Below are 14,763 nucleotides of genomic sequence, written 5' to 3'. Positions count from 1 at the left end.
TTCTACTGGTATAGATGCCGGAATGTGGTGATGCACGACATCGGATTGATATTTTTTTCGAAAATACTCCGATTTCCGAGAATTATCGCCACTCATGCTTGGGATATCTGCCCGCCAGGTCCTTTTTCATCTGCGGGTAGCCGCGCTCCCAGAAGCCTTTGAGATCGCCGGTGACTTGCCACGGGCGTTGGTTTGGGGCGAGGAGGTGGACTAGCAGATTGACTTTGCCGTTGGCTATTTTGGGTAGCTCGGTGACATCGTAGAGGTGCTGCATTTTCATGGCGATCCATGGCTCGGCGTCGATTTTGTATTTCACCTTGGCCGTTTTACCATTGGAGATTTTCACCTCGGTGGGGGCGTAGGCGTCTAGCACGGATTTCTGCGGAGCGGAGAGCCATTTTGAAAGTACCGGCAGCACTTCGCGGTTTTTAATGTCTTTGTAGGACTTCGCTCCTTGGCAGACTTCTTCGATCACCAACTGATGATCGTCTTCGCTGAATCCGGGCAGCTCCATCTCCGGCATCCAGTTTGTTAGGTTCACTAATCGGGCGATCCATTGCTCCACAAACTTATCCCATTTGTTGAGTTTTAACTCACCGCTGACCACGCGCTCGGCGAGCAGGTGGGCGGCTTGGTCGAGAGGTGGCTCGCCGCCTTCTTTGGAGGTCAGAACGAGGTCACGGAAACGGGTCTCGCTGAGGTTGAGGACTCGGCGTGATACCGGATCGTAGCTCGCGCCGCGATGATCTGAAAAGTCGTCGGGGAACTGTGTTTGCAGATCTTTGAGGGAAATTTTGGTGCAGCGGTTCAGATAAACGGAGACCTCCTTGCCCTCGACCTCGGTCATTTCGGCGGCGACAAATGCCTCCGCGCCCTTGGCCACGCTTTCGGCATCGATCTTGCCTTTGCGGTTTCCTACGACTCGGCATGAGAGTGTGGCTTCGCCGAGCTGGGCGGCAAGCCGATCGCTGAGGGCGGCGAGAACCGCGCGACTAACAGCTTGCTGGTTGAACTCCTGGGCACGTGGCGGTTTCCAATCGATTCCTGCTCTGGTTGCTAATTTCTCTAACTGACTCAGTGACTTTTCAAGCTCACGTGCGCCGCGAGCCATGATACCGTAGTCACCACAGCGACGGGGATCGTAACGCATATCGCGAGCCACGTTGAACGCACGCCACTCGGCTGCGAAATCGGTTAGGTCATTATCGTCTGAAAATTCTTTCGGTCCCCCCTTCCCTCTGAGAAATACACCTTCGCTCTGCACGGCGGCGGCGATGAATCCGGCTTCGGCTACGCAATCGTATTGCTGACCGGCTAACAGGAGCCGGGCGTAACGTGGGTGCAGGGGGAAACGAGCCATAGCCTGACCTTGCTCGGTAATCTCATCGAGGGCGTCCAGTGCGCCTAGATGGTGAAGTAATTTGTTAGCCACCTCCAGTGCATGCTCATCCGGTTTTTCCAACCAGCGGAAATCCGCCACGTCCTCCACGCCTGCTGCCTTCAGTGAAAGCACTACCTCGGCGAGGTCCACGCGTTTGATTTCGGGCAGCTCAAAGGCGTCCCTGCGGCCGTGATCGTTTTCACTCCACAGGCGCAGACATTTTCCTGGGGCGGTTCGGCCAGCTCGGCCAGCACGCTGGTCGGCTGAGGCACGGGAGATTTTCTCGATCATCAAGGTATCGATTCCACGCACGGCATCGTAGCGAGCCACGCGCGCCAGTCCGGCATCGATGACGGTGCAGACGCCGTCGATGGTGAGAGAAGTTTCCGCCACATTGGTCGAGACGATAATCCGCGGACTCCCGTTCGGCGCCACCGCCTCGTCCTGAAGCTTCGGAGACAGACCGCTGTAAAGTGGACAAACTTTCCACCCACGCGACCACGATGCCCGCTCGACGATTTCCACCGTCCGCCGAATTTCATGCACGCCCGGAAGGAAGACCAAGATGTGCCCCGTGTCATCGCGCCCCAGCTCCTGCTTGATGGCCGCTGCAGCATGATCCCACAGCCCTTGACGAGGCCCGTTGCCACCACGTTGCACGGTCTGACTAACAGCCTGATACTTGATTTCCACAGGAAACATCCGCCCCTCCGCCTCCAGCACATCACAGGGGTGGAGATACTCGCGCAGGCCTCCAGTTTCGAGAGTGGCGGACATGACCACCAGTTTAAGGTCCTTGCGCACTCCCTCTTGTAAATCCAAACATCTCGCCAATGCCACGTCACTGGCGATGCGGCGTTCGTGAAACTCATCGAAGACCACCGCCCCCACTCCCGGAAGCTCGGCATTTTCCTGCAACCATCGCTGCAAGACGCCGTCGGTCACATAGACGATGCGCGTGTTCTTACCCATGTTATTTTCAAAACGCACCACGTGGCCAACTTCGCCACCCGGTTTCACACCTCGTAATGCCGCGACGTGTCTGGCTAACAGCCGCGCCGCAATGCGCCTCGGCTGCACCACCACGATCAGACCTTCCACCCCACCATCTAACAACATCGGAGGAACGCAGGTGGATTTTCCGGAACCGGTAGGAGCGCGTAGCAGCACTCGGCCAGAGGACTTGACGGCCTCGACAAGTTTCGTTCGCAGAGAATGCACTGGTAATTCGATCATCTAACCTGGCTTGTAAAATTTCTGATAGGACTTCGGTGACATTCCCATCAATTTGGTGAATGCCCTTGTGAAATTGGCATGCTCTTCGTATCCGAGACTGGTGGCAATCTCATTCACCTGCATCTCCGTATTGATTAACCAATCACATGCAGCGGTCATTTTCACTTGTAGAATAAACTGACGCGGCGTGGTGTTCATGTGTTCGCGGAATAGTCGTTCCAGCGTGCTTATCGACATCGATACCGCTTGAGCCAGATCTGAGATTCGAACTCCCTTCTCAAGGTTCTCATGAATCGCAGCCACGATCACCGCCAGTTTGCGCTGTCCTCCAGGCATCGGCAGACCTTCGTTGTAGCCCATCTTACGTGAAATACCCGCCGTGCCCACCCAGTGGCCATCGATATCTTGCAGTGGGATTTTACTCGTCGCCCGCCACTCCACGCCGCCCATTCTGTTAGGAACGAGTTCCGACTTATTCAGCTTGGGAGTGCGTGACGCCAGCACCTGCTCGTCACCGCGCTGGAACACCTCAGCAAGTGCCGGGGGAAAAATATCTTCGTCTTTGAGTCCCAGCACCTGATCCTCACGCATCGCCGCCACATCATGGCAAAACACTTTATTCACGTAAACGAATCTACCATCCGCATCTTTGATCCAGAAAATCACATCCGGCAAAGCTTGGAAAAGTGCCGGAGCGATCTGCCCAGGCATTAAATTTGCCGTAAAGCCTTTGAATCCTAGCTCTGGGTGCGCGTCCACGCTCAGATTCTGCTCAGCCCCTATGAATTAGCAATGACGAAATATGATAACCTCTTGACGTTTGAAACCATAGACATTTGCGGCAACTCAATGAGAGTATATCCAAGTCATCATGAATCCACTTCATTCCATTTCCGCCTCAGCGGTTTTAGCCACCCTCGCCGTTCTAGGTTCGGCGCCGGCTCAGAATCAACCGATCTACCAATCAGATTATCTGGGTAAGGAGCAGGCAATGAAGTCGATTCAGGTGCCGGAAGGCTACAAGCTGGAACTTGTGCTCAGTGACCCGGAAATCAAGGAGCCCGTCTGGGCCGTCTGGGATGGCAACGGAGTTATGTATGTCGCCGAAATGCGCACCTACATGCAGGATGCCGACGCCACAGGTGAAAACAAACCCATCTCTCGCATTTCACGCCATGAGGACACCGATGGTGATGGTGTCTATGACAAGCACAGTGTCTTTGTGGATAATCTGCTGCTACCTCGAATGATCCTCCCGCTTGATGACCGCCTGATGGTCGGAGTCACCAATTCACTCGATCTCTGGACTTACCGCGATTCCGACGGCGATGGAGTGGCCGATGAAAAAATCAAAATCTACAATGGCGGCAGACGAGGCGGCAATATGGAGCACCAGCCCAGCGGACTGACTTGGGCTCTGGATAACTGGATCTACCTCACCTATGAATCCGTCCGCTACCGTTTCACCGACGGCAAACTCGTCAAAGAAAAGATCCCCAGCGGCAACGGCCAGTGGGGACTCACCCAAGACGATGACGGTCGACTCTACTACTCCCGTGCCGGAGGTGAAAATCCAGCCCTCGCCTTTCACCAAAATCCACAATACGGATCAATCGGCATTAAAGGTGAACTCGATACCAATTTCAAAAAGGTCTTCCCCATCGCACAAGCTCCCGATTTCCAAGGTGGCCCACGCCGAGTCAATCCGGATGGCTCTCTCAATTATTTCACCGGCTGCGCTGGGCAAGAAATCTTCCGTGGCGACCAACTCCCCTCCGACCTCTACGGTGACCTACTGATCCCTGAACCTGTGGGACGCTTGATCCGACGTGCCAAAATCACCCGCAGCGATGGTATGAGTGTGCTCAGCAACGCCACCCCTGGCAGCGAGTTCATCCGCACCCGCGACGTGAATTTCCGCCCCGTGCAAACTACCACCGGTCCTGACGGCTGCCTCTACATAGTTGATATGCACCGCGGCATCATCCAACAAGGCAATTGGACCAAGCCAGGAAGCTACCTCCGGGGGATCATCGACAAGTGGGACTTGGCCAAAAACACTTCTCGCGGACGCATTTACCGCCTCGTTCACAAAGATCACAAACCTGGTCCACGTCCCAAGATGAACTCGGAGAAAACCGCTGACTTGGTCAAGTATCTGGATCACTCTAACGGCTGGTGGCGCGATACAGCCAAGCGCCTCATCATTCTGCGTGAAGACCGCGAGTCGGTTGCCCCTTTGCTAGAGTCCATCGCACTGAATCAAAAACTCAAAACCCAGACTCGCATCACCGCGCTGTGGACTCTCGATGGTATGTCGGGCGTGAAACCTGAGCTACTTGCCAAACTTCTGGCAGACTCCGAGTATCGCATCCTCACCAATGCCATCCGTGTCAGTGAAACATGGATTAAGAAAGGCGACCCAACAGTCGTCGCTGCGATCAAAAAACTGGCAAACACCACCCATGCCGAAATCGGCATCCAGTTACTGAACTCCATCCACTATTGCGGAAATCCTGAAAGTCTCAGCTCTGCTAGTGAAGAGATCATGAGCAAGCACGGGCAACTACCGGCGATGCGTGCCAACATTTCCTTTCGTAAAAAACAGAATAAACCTGCGCCAAAAACCAAAGGAGGTAAAAAAGCGGACAAGCTTTTAACCCGGGCTCTCCAAAATGGGCAAGAAATCTACACTCAGCTCTGCATCGAATGTCATGGTGAAAACGGCCGAGGCACGCCCATGGCTGGACAAGACGATGTGGTTCTGGCCCCGGCTCTCAACTCAAAGCGAGTTATCGGCTCCGGTGACACGCTGATTCGCATTCTGCTTCACGGCTTGCAAGGCCCCATCGATGGGAAAACATACGCCGCAGGCATCATGCCTCCCCAATCCTCTAACAATGATCAATGGATTGCAGACGTCGCTACTTATGTGCGCAGTAGCTTTGGCAACAAAGCCACGATGATCACCCCGGACTTCGTTGCCAATATTCGCCGCATTGATGCTGCCCGTAAGGAGATGTGGACTCAGAAAGAATTGGTCGCGCTCGAGCCCAAGGAACTCACCAACCGAAAATCTTGGAAATTGAGTGCCAGTCACGGAGAAAGTTCATTGGTCAACGCCGTAGATGGGGATCCGAAATCGCGCTACACCACTTCCAAGAAAATGATCCCCGGTATGTGGCTTCAGATCGAACTTCCCAGTGCAGTCGATATTGAACGTGTTGTGATGAGTCACAAGGGATCGGATAAAGATTTTCCCGATAAATTTATCGTCGGCTTTTCCCTTGATGGTAAAACTTGGAAAAACAGCAAACCTCAGTCCGGCACTCCGTCCGTTTCAAGTTTCAGCACGTCACCCACGAAAGCACGCTACATCCGCATCAAGCAACTTGGCACCAGCAAATCCTACTACTGGTCGATCCATGAGCTGCAACTCTTTGGCAAATAATAAATCTAACATTCCAAACTAACAAAACATGCACTTCCCAGACATCCCAACCATTCAATACGAAGGAACATCCACCACCAATCCACTTGCCTTCCGTCACTACAATCCAGACGAAAAAGTAGGCGATAAAACCATGCGCGAGCACCTCCGCTTCGGAGCCGCCTACTGGCACGTCATGCGCAACGAACTTGGCGATCCCTTCGGCGCAGGCACAGCACTGATGCCATGGGACGATGGCTCCGAATCACTTCAGAACGCGCTGAACCGCGTCCCTGTTTTCTTCGAGTTCCTTGAGAAGACCCAGATCGACTATTACTGCTTCCACGATCGCGACATCGCTCCTGAAGGTGCCACACTCACCGAGACTCACAAGAACCTCGAGCGTGTAGTCGACGAATTGGAAAAATTCCAGAAAGAGACCGGCAAAAAACTCCTCTGGGGCACCGCCTGCCTGTTCTCCCACCCACGCTACGCCCAGGGTGCAGCCACCTCACCTAGCGCCGATGTTTTTGCCTACGGCGCTTCGCAAATCAAACACGCGCTCGAAGCCACCCACCGTCTCGGTGGCGAAGGCTACACCTTCTGGGGCGGCCGTGAAGGTTATGCCACGCTAATAAATACCGACATGAAGCGCGAGCTCGACCACCTCGCAGCCATGCTCCACCTCGCCGTGGATCACGCCAAGAAGATCGGCTACACAGGTCAGTTCTACATCGAGCCGAAACCTCGCGAACCGTCTACCCACCAGTATGATTCCGACTCCGCAGCCTGTCTCAATTTCCTCCGTGAGTATGACTTGTTAGATCACTTCAAACTCAACATCGAAACCAACCACGCCACCCTCGCCGGTCACACCATGGAGCACGAACTCGATGTCGCCATCGGAGCCAATGCGCTCGGCAGCATCGATGCCAACCGCGGCGATGAACTCATCGGCTGGGATACCGACCAATTCCCTACCAATGTCTACGACACCGCCCAAGTGATGGTCCGCGTTCTGAAAATGGGCGGCTTCAAAACTGGAGGACTGAACTTCGATGCCAAGCGTCGCCGTGAGTCCCACGAGCCGGAAGATCTCTTCCACGCTCACATCGGCGGCATGGACGCATTCGCCCGTGGACTGAAGATCGCGCACAAGATTATTTCAGACGGTCGCCTCGATGAGTTTGTTAAAAACCGCTACGCCTCCTACGACTCAGGTATCGGAGCACAAATCGAATCCGGCTCCACCAGCCTTGATGACCTCGATGCCCACGCGCAAAACATATCAGCCCCTACACTGTCAAGCGGAAGGCAGGAAATGCTCGAAAATATTTTGAATGATTATCTGGTCTAAACTAAAGAATTCATCTAGAAAACCCCCTCATTTCAAATCAACGAGATACCAACATGAATAATGATTTAACGGATAAACAGAAGAGCCTGTTATTTTGGGCTAGTTTTATATCACTCGCGGCTGCGGGCTTCGGCTTTGCTTTCCGTATTGCCCACATGGGTAGTTACGGCGAGGAATTCGGCCTTACTGGTCTTCAGGTCGGAATCATCGCTGGCTCGTGCTTCTGGCCAATTGCCATTACCATGATTCTGTTCAGCCTTGTTGTCGATAAAACAGGATACAAAGTTCCAATGTTTATCGCTGCAGCCCTTCAGGCTATCTCGGGTATCGGTACATGCATGGCATCAGGTTATGGTGGCCTTCTCGCAGCCGCCATCTGTGCAGGACTTGGACACGGTATCATCGAGGCGGTAATCAACCCTGCCTGTGCTGCTGTTTATCCTAAGCAGAAAACGAAGATGCTTACCATTCTCCACGCATCGTGGCCTGCTGGGATTGTAACAGGAACTCTTCTCATCATGCTGATTGATGGAACAACTGGAGGCATTAGCTGGAGAATTCACGCTCTCTGGATCGTAGTTCCTGCGGTTGTTTATGGACTCATGTATGCTCCATGTAAGTTCCCTGTGGACGAGCGTGTTAAGGCAGGCGTTCCATTCATGGACATGCTCAAGCAAGTCGGCTTCCTAGGAGCCTCACTTGCAGCATTCATGCTCATCTATCAAATTGGAGGTGAAGTTCTCTCCGGCGTATTCGGACTATACGAGAAACCCGCACCGAAACCATGGTTCTTCGGGTGTTTAATTGGAGGTCTTGCAGTTGGTGCCATTTTCGGAGCGATTACTAAGTCACTTGGTAAACCTTTGTTCTTCTTCCTCTGTCTACTCATGATTCCGGTCGCAACAGCGGAGCTTTCTACCGACAACTGGATCAAGCAACTCATGACCCCGGTAATGGAGGGAGACCTTGGTATCAGTGCAAGCTGGGCGATCGTATTTTCAGCTGGCGTCATGCTCGTACTTCGCCTTTTCGCTGGTAGTATTCTCCAGATTGCCAGTCCACCAGTAATCATGGCAGTGAGTGGAATTCTTTCCGCAAGCGCGCTCTACTGGCTTGGCTCGAGTGCTTCAGGAATCCTTGTTCTTGTTGCATTCACGATCTATGCCGTGGGTCAAACATACTACTGGCCATGTATTTTGGGATTCGTAGCTGAACGTTATCCAAAGGGTGGTGCATTAACACTCAACACAGTTTCCGCAATGGGTCTCCTATCCCTAGGCATGATCGGCAACCCGATTCTCGGAGTCGCTCAAGACAAATCAATCTACAAACAAAGCCAGGAAAAAGCACCTGAACTTGTTGAGTCAGCATCAAAAGACTCACCGTTCCTCTGGATGACTAACGAGGTGATCGACACCAATCAATTCGCCGCAATTGGGGCGAGCAAGATCGAAGGGCAAGGTGAAGCTATCTACACAGCCCTCCAGCCAGTCATCGAAAGTAACGACGAGCTCAAGGAACAATATGCCGAACTCAAAACTAGCGATGATGCCGATGTAAAGGCCATCGAGACATATAGTTTCACCAAGAAAGCAGCCGCCAAGGACGAGGCTCTCAACGAGACCCTCACAGCAAGTATTCCTGCAACGGCCAAAGCCGGGCTCACTGCATACTCAGATATGGTCACACTTCATGGAGACATGAAAACCAAGTCTGGTCGTGATGTGCTCAAATTCGCTGCATGGTTCCCCTTCATTCTTGTGATTGCCTTCGGAGCAATTGCTCTATGGTTCCGTGCCAAGGGAGGCTACAAGCCAGTAGAGCTACATGAAGATGTTGTTGATGAAGCTGCCGAATTCTAACTAACTACCCAATCACGAAACGGGGCTAGGGATCACCTCCCCAGCCCCGTTTTTTTCACCTTAAATTCAACTTTTTAAACTTACCAATATTATGTCCCGTCCAGTCACTCTCTTCACCGGCCAATGGGCCGATCTCTCGCTTGCCGATCTCCTGCCCAAAGTTAAAGAAATGGGTTACGATGGCGTTGAACTCGCCTGCTGGGGCGATCACTTCGATGTCGATGCTGCTCTCGCTGACGACGACTACGTCGTTGATAAATGGAAACTTCTGAACTCCCACGGTCTCGATTGCTACGCCATTTCCAACCACCTCGTAGGCCAAGCGATCTGCGATAAAGTGGACTCACGCCACCTGTCGATTGTCCCGCCAAGTGTCGCTGGTGACGGTGATCCGGAGGGTGTCAGCGAGCGCGCCGCAGAGCACATGGCAAATGCGGCACGTGCTTGTCGTAAGTTCATGGATGCCCGTCCTGGAGGCCAACACCCGATCACTCCTGCGGTCAACGGCTTTACCGGATCATCCATCTGGCATGCGCTCTACTCATTCCCCCCAACATCCCAAGAATACCTCCAAGCTGGATTCGATGATTTCGCCGAGCGCTTCATCCCGATCCTCGATGTGTTCGAAGAGGTCGATGTCAACTTTGGGCTCGAAGTTCACCCCACGGAAATCGCCTTCGACCTCGTTTCCACCCAACGCGCCATCGAGGCCGTGAAAGGTCATAAACGCTTTGGATTTAACTACGATCCATCGCACCTAGGCTATCAGGGAGTCGATTACATCAAATTCATCCACACCTTCTCCGAGCGCATTTACCACGTTCACATGAAAGACGTCTGGTGGGGCCACGGTGATGGCTCCGTGGGCGTCTTCGGTGGCCATACCGAGTTCGGTGATCCACGCCGCTTCTGGGACTTCCGCTCAGTAGGCCGCGGTGACATCAACTTCGAAGAAATCATCATCGCACTCACAGATACAGGCTACGAAGGCCCACTTTCAGTTGAATGGGAAGACGGCCGCATGGATCGATTCCACGGCGCCGCCGAGTCCTGCGCCTTTGTCAAAGACCTCGACTTCCCTCGCAATAGTGGCGGAAAATTTGACGCCGTATTTGATAACAGCAACCGGTAGATCCTTCTGAAAAATAATAACATGAACCCTACTCAAAAAGTCCGCATGGGCATGATCGGCGGTGGCCGTGGTGCCTTCATTGGTGCCGTGCACCGCATCGCCGCAGCCATCGATCAGCAGATCGAACTCGTCTGTGGTGCATTCTCGTCAGATCCTCAACGCTCGAAAGACTCCGGTGCCGATCTCTTCCTGCCTGCCGACCGTTGTTACGGTACATACGAGGAGATGATTGAAAAGGAAAGCGCCCTGCCTGAAAACGAGCGCATGCAATTTGTCGCCATCGTCACACCCAACCACGTCCACTTCCCTGCCGCCAAGGCTGCTCTGGAAGCAGGCTTCCATGTGCTCTGTGATAAGCCGGCCACCCTTGATCTTGCCGAAGCCAAACAGCTGAAGCCGATCATTGAAAAATCCGGTAAACTCTTCGGCCTCACACACACCTACACCGGCTATCCGATGGTGAAACAAGCACGTCACCTCGTGGCCGAAGGTCATCTCGGTGAGATCCGCAAGATCGTAGTCGAATACCCACAAGGCTGGCTGGCCGATGCCATTGAGTCTGAGGACCAGAAACAAGCCGCATGGCGTACTGATCCTACCAAGTCCGGCGCTGCTGGTTGCATGGGCGACATCGGCACCCACGCAGAAAACCTCGCCGAGGTCATTTCAGGTCTGCATATTTCCGAACTCGCCGCCGACCTAACAGCATTCGTTCCCGGTCGCCGACTTGATGACGACGGCAACGTGCTGCTCCGCTTCGAAGGTGGAGCCAAAGGTGTGTTAACTGCATCACAAATCGCCGTCGGTGAAGAAAACAATCTCAGCATCCGAATCTGGGGAACCAAAGCCGGACTGGAGTGGCATCAGAACGAGCCAAACACTTTGTTGGTCAAATACAACGACCGCCCCACCGAGATTTACCGCACGGGTCACGACTACCTTTGCGATGCTGCCAAAGCCGGCACCCGCACCCCTCCTGCTCACCCAGAGGGATACTTGGAAGCCTTTGCCAATCTCTACCAAAATTTCGCCAGCCACATTCGCGCCGTCGAAGCCGGTGAAACTCCGTCAGAGATTGCCACCGATTACCCGGGCATTGACGATGGCATTCGCGGCATGGCCTTCATTGAGGCCGTGGTGGCCTCTAGTGCCAAAAATGCGGCTTGGACGAGCTTGGATGTCTAAATTAGAGACTGTCCGCGTTCAGCTCAGCTAACAGATCACGGCCAGCGACTTGGCCTAACATCTCAAGCTCAGCAGCCAGAACTTCACGCGCCGGCCGACCGGACTTATCTGGTCGGCCGCAGTGTGTACAGGAAGCAAATCCAGGATACCCGTCGGCTTTCTGAGGATCATTATCCGGGGAAACCAGAGTCACTAGTGGGCGCGATCTCTCACGGTTCGCAGACTGGATCACAATCGGATGAATCCAGCAGGTCAGTGGTTTATCAAACCAAGGCTCCCTACCCTGCTCCATTGAAAGCCGCTGAATTCCACAGCGGCCTTGTCGGTCCAGAAAGACACATCGGGTCTTAGGAAAATGGCTTGGAAAATCAACCGCCAGTTCACCCTCATCCGCCTCACGTGTGGCGGTCTTTAACGATCTTCCCTCACGCGCGGAGGCAATAGGCTCTTCCGGCAAAGTCAGTCCGTAGGTCGCAAACGCGTCAGCATTCTCTGCCAGTAGCGCCTTGATGCCTCCAGCTTCTTCCTGCGAAAGATACACGCCATCATGGCAGCAAGTCGCCCGACACAGTGAAAGCTCACATGGTCGCACCATCTGCTCAAAGGCATCATGATCCAGTAGCGCCTCACGCACCTGCTCACGCAAAACCTCCGCCGTTTTCTGGTAAGCCGTCACTGCCATTGCAGCGCCATTATCTCTGAACGGCCATTCTTCCGCACTAATTTATTTTCACTATTTGGCATTTAGAATTTGGAACTTAATGCTTAGAATTTCCTCCATGGCCCTCCCACTTAAACGCAGCGAAGTCATCTGCTGGTATGACCTCCAGTATCGCTGGGCAAAGCGCAGCACCGATCGCTTCACCGAAGTCCGCATCGAGCTCAACGAATTTCCCGATGGCCAGATGATCATCGCGCAGTGCCCCCGTATTTTCAGACCTGACATGGTGGAAACCATTATCGAAGACGGCCGCGCCATGGGCTGGAAACCTGAAGAGGCCGGTGAGCCCCTGACGGTGCGGCTCACCAAGCGGGGCTTGAGCAAGATGGATTAATCCTCCCACCCCATCACCTCAGCGAGTTCCTTTTTCACTTGCTGACTGACGCGGTATTCATAGCGACTAAACCCCGGCTCCTCCGCACTCGGCATGAAGTCGGTGTCTTGGCTCACCCAGTGGTATTCTTGCTGATGATACACGGATACCAAGACGGCCATGATAAACGCGGCCAGTGCGTAGGGCATAACTAACAACCTGGAAACCAGCACCCGCTTGAGTGCGAGATCTCGCTTCCCAAAATTCGCCATCACCGCTCTGGCGAGCAGCCACAAAGCACAGATTGCCACGCATGCCAAGGCGCTCCACATCACGAATGTTAACTGATCCACATCCTCCGGCATGAAACCAAAACAAGGCAGGGCAACGATCACAAGAAGCACCCACAGCCACGCCCATGACTGCCCCCTAACACCAAAACCTAACATTCCAGCACGCTTACCGAGTCTCCAGCGTGTGATCATCAGTGGCAGCACGAGCATCAGGACGAACATGCATAGAAACTGCCCCAAAGCAGGAATTCCCACGTAAAATAGCAATGCGTGATGAGTGACCGACCACGGAGAATAGCGATTGATCAGCCAATAATAAGCTAAAGGTGCAAGAACTCCACCCGCCATGATCCACAACAGATCCACCGGCTTCGCGAGTGCCATGAGTCGGGTAGAGAGCTTTCCAACAACTCGACCGTATCTAAAGCGGTAGACATATACCCCCGCTGCAACAATCAGCATCAGCAGCCACGCTGAAGCGCTCAGCATCCTGCCGAAAAAGGCATGATCGACCATACGGCCGGGTTTCAAATGTACATCCCCTACTTCATCTGGGAAATCCACTTGCCGGTCGATCATAGGCATTCCCATGACCTGCAACATGCCACCTTTCTTCTCGAGTATGTTAAAACTCTCAGTTTCTTTGGAACGCTCGTTTCGCAGTTCCTTACGAGTTTTAGCGTCTTCATCGAGCTCGGTGAAACGCTTGGCCACTTCAGGCATATCACACTCGAGAGCCGCTTTGGCAAACGTTTCCAAAGACCCCTCCACCCACGCTCTCGCAATCAGGGCATCTATCAAGGTCACCGTATCGGCATTCAATCGTCTACCAGTTATCTCCCAAGCTGAGATCAGCTTTTTTAGGCCCTCTGCGTCTTTTTCCTGACCACAACGGGATGCCTCAGCTCTCACCACTCGGTGGAGTCCGAAAACACGGAAGACATGACTTGGCATCGCCGCCATGTAAGCGATGGGTTTCAGTCGCGTTACGAAATCCCCACCTTGGGGTAACAAAGAAATCCGCTTCTTGAATAAACCCAACTGGTGGGATTCATACTGTGGCATTGATGCCGATCGATACAGCCCCGCCAGAGCCTCCTTAAAATTCGCTTCATCGATGACCTCATACTCAACCAACGGCTTTTTCACAGGAGCTGTGTTCTCTCTCGCTCTTGCTTTAGGCGTCATCCGTTTACCTCGACCACCTCGCGGATTGCTGGCCGGTTTGGCCCTTGGCTTTTTCTGGACTGTATCTTTCGAGGTTACCCCCGCGAGCACGAGCGAATACCACCCGTTGTCTGGATCAATCTCATTGGCCTGTTTCAAAAAGTCGGCTGGCAGAATTCCAGTATCCTCATGATAGGCCATCGCATACTCGATGAAATACGCCGGATTCTCAGGTTCCATGGCCCAGAGACCATGCATTTGCTGACTTCTGGTAGAATATCGCGTATCGCCATAGAGGATGATCTTTTCTTCGCGGCTAAGTTCAGTCCCCCATGTTGCTTGGTCAGAAGGCCCTGATCCGATCATGGATGAACCGCCCATGCCTGGGATGAAAATGTATGATCGATCTTCAATGGTCTGTTTGCCATCGCTGATCACAATCCAGAGCCCGATCAGCAGCGTCAGCCCGTAAAAACTCCAGCGTAACCATTGCCTGGTGACCTGACTTTTTTCCAAGTCCGCAATCGCGGGCTCCAATGCGTCCGACGCTTGCATCTCATTGTCCAACAACTCAAACGCCCGATATCGTGCTTCTTCATCCTCGCCGAAGTCCTGCGTGGCTACGTCTTTGAATCTCTGCTCGGAGTTGCTCATGGCCGCTATGTATAAAGAGTCTCTGGAGCGTG

General features: G+C 53.4%; 10 protein-coding genes. 6 read left to right on the top strand and 4 right to left on the bottom strand.

Translation table 11 applies throughout. The annotated features are described in order from the left end of the window. Positions 1-82: 82 nt before the first annotated feature. Positions 83-2,617 (bottom strand): ATP-dependent helicase HrpB, encoded by a 2,535-nt coding sequence (gene hrpB, locus ACSPJT_RS18060; RefSeq protein ID WP_435893961.1) that lies wholly within the window; start codon positions 2,615-2,617, stop codon positions 83-85. Continuing rightward, positions 2,618-3,328, bottom strand: a complete 711-nt coding sequence (locus tag ACSPJT_RS18055; RefSeq protein ID WP_435893960.1) for an AraC family transcriptional regulator — start codon at positions 3,326-3,328, stop codon at positions 2,618-2,620. A 160-nt stretch (positions 3,329-3,488) separates the two neighbouring features. Here ACSPJT_RS18055 and ACSPJT_RS18050 point away from each other — a divergent pair, with 160 nt between their 5' ends. From ACSPJT_RS18050 to ACSPJT_RS18030, 5 genes are all read left to right on the top strand, one after another. Beyond that, positions 3,489-6,068: a DUF7133 domain-containing protein gene (locus ACSPJT_RS18050; protein ID WP_435893959.1), complete on the top strand. Its 2,580-nt coding sequence runs from the start codon at positions 3,489-3,491 to the stop codon at positions 6,066-6,068. A 28-nt stretch (positions 6,069-6,096) separates the two neighbouring features. Continuing rightward, positions 6,097-7,404, top strand: a complete 1,308-nt coding sequence (gene xylA / locus ACSPJT_RS18045) for a xylose isomerase (protein ID WP_435893958.1) — start codon at positions 6,097-6,099, stop codon at positions 7,402-7,404. A 53-nt stretch (positions 7,405-7,457) separates the two neighbouring features. Continuing rightward, positions 7,458-9,266: an MFS transporter gene (locus tag ACSPJT_RS18040; protein WP_435893957.1), complete on the top strand. Its 1,809-nt coding sequence runs from the start codon at positions 7,458-7,460 to the stop codon at positions 9,264-9,266. A 91-nt stretch (positions 9,267-9,357) separates the two neighbouring features. Beyond that, positions 9,358-10,398: a sugar phosphate isomerase/epimerase family protein gene (locus ACSPJT_RS18035; RefSeq protein ID WP_435893956.1), complete on the top strand. Its 1,041-nt coding sequence runs from the start codon at positions 9,358-9,360 to the stop codon at positions 10,396-10,398. A gap of 21 nt (positions 10,399-10,419) precedes the next feature. Further along, complete coding sequence (locus ACSPJT_RS18030) at positions 10,420-11,583, top strand: Gfo/Idh/MocA family protein (RefSeq protein WP_435893955.1); 1,164 nt, start codon at positions 10,420-10,422, stop codon at positions 11,581-11,583. A 1-nt stretch (position 11,584) separates the two neighbouring features. Here ACSPJT_RS18030 and ACSPJT_RS18025 read toward each other — a convergent pair whose 3' ends face one another. Then, a complete protein-coding gene (locus ACSPJT_RS18025) occupies positions 11,585-12,265 on the bottom strand; it encodes a hypothetical protein (RefSeq protein ID WP_435893954.1) in 681 nt (226 codons plus the stop codon). Positions 12,266-12,362: 97 nt separating this feature from the next. Between ACSPJT_RS18025 and ACSPJT_RS18020 the strand changes: the two genes are divergently transcribed. Beyond that, on the top strand, positions 12,363-12,638 hold the full coding sequence (locus ACSPJT_RS18020; RefSeq protein WP_435893953.1) for a hypothetical protein: 276 nt from the start codon (positions 12,363-12,365) through the stop codon (positions 12,636-12,638). Here the strand turns inward: ACSPJT_RS18020 and ACSPJT_RS18015 are convergent. Continuing rightward, positions 12,635-14,731, bottom strand: coding sequence for a hypothetical protein (locus ACSPJT_RS18015; RefSeq protein ID WP_435893952.1), 2,097 nt, complete (start codon positions 14,729-14,731; stop codon positions 12,635-12,637). The two genes, ACSPJT_RS18020 and ACSPJT_RS18015, sit on opposite strands and share 4 nt — an antisense overlap. Between the last annotated feature and the right edge of the window lie 32 nt (positions 14,732-14,763).

Origin of the sequence: Oceaniferula spumae (assembly GCF_042849255.1) — a bacterium.
In the GTDB taxonomy this organism is placed as follows: Bacteria; Verrucomicrobiota; Verrucomicrobiia; order Verrucomicrobiales; family Akkermansiaceae; genus Oceaniferula; species Oceaniferula spumae.
The sequence above is the reverse complement of the archived record's forward strand: the minus strand, read 5'-3'. Positions and strand labels throughout refer to the sequence as shown.

Coding starts and splice junctions, on each gene's coding strand:
- xylA (WP_435893958.1), top strand. CDS start 6,097: ATGCACTTCCCAGACATCCCAACCATTCAATACGAAGGAACATCCACC.
- ACSPJT_RS18040 (WP_435893957.1), top strand. CDS start 7,458: ATGAATAATGATTTAACGGATAAACAGAAGAGCCTGTTATTTTGGGCT.
- ACSPJT_RS18055 (WP_435893960.1), bottom strand. CDS start 3,328: ATGCCTGGGCAGATCGCTCCGGCACTTTTCCAAGCTTTGCCGGATGTG.
- ACSPJT_RS18030 (WP_435893955.1), top strand. CDS start 10,420: ATGAACCCTACTCAAAAAGTCCGCATGGGCATGATCGGCGGTGGCCGT.
- hrpB (WP_435893961.1), bottom strand. CDS start 2,617: ATGATCGAATTACCAGTGCATTCTCTGCGAACGAAACTTGTCGAGGCC.
- ACSPJT_RS18050 (WP_435893959.1), top strand. CDS start 3,489: ATGAATCCACTTCATTCCATTTCCGCCTCAGCGGTTTTAGCCACCCTC.
- ACSPJT_RS18035 (WP_435893956.1), top strand. CDS start 9,358: ATGTCCCGTCCAGTCACTCTCTTCACCGGCCAATGGGCCGATCTCTCG.
- ACSPJT_RS18015 (WP_435893952.1), bottom strand. CDS start 14,731: ATGAGCAACTCCGAGCAGAGATTCAAAGACGTAGCCACGCAGGACTTC.
- ACSPJT_RS18020 (WP_435893953.1), top strand. CDS start 12,363: ATGGCCCTCCCACTTAAACGCAGCGAAGTCATCTGCTGGTATGACCTC.
- ACSPJT_RS18025 (WP_435893954.1), bottom strand. CDS start 12,265: ATGGCAGTGACGGCTTACCAGAAAACGGCGGAGGTTTTGCGTGAGCAG.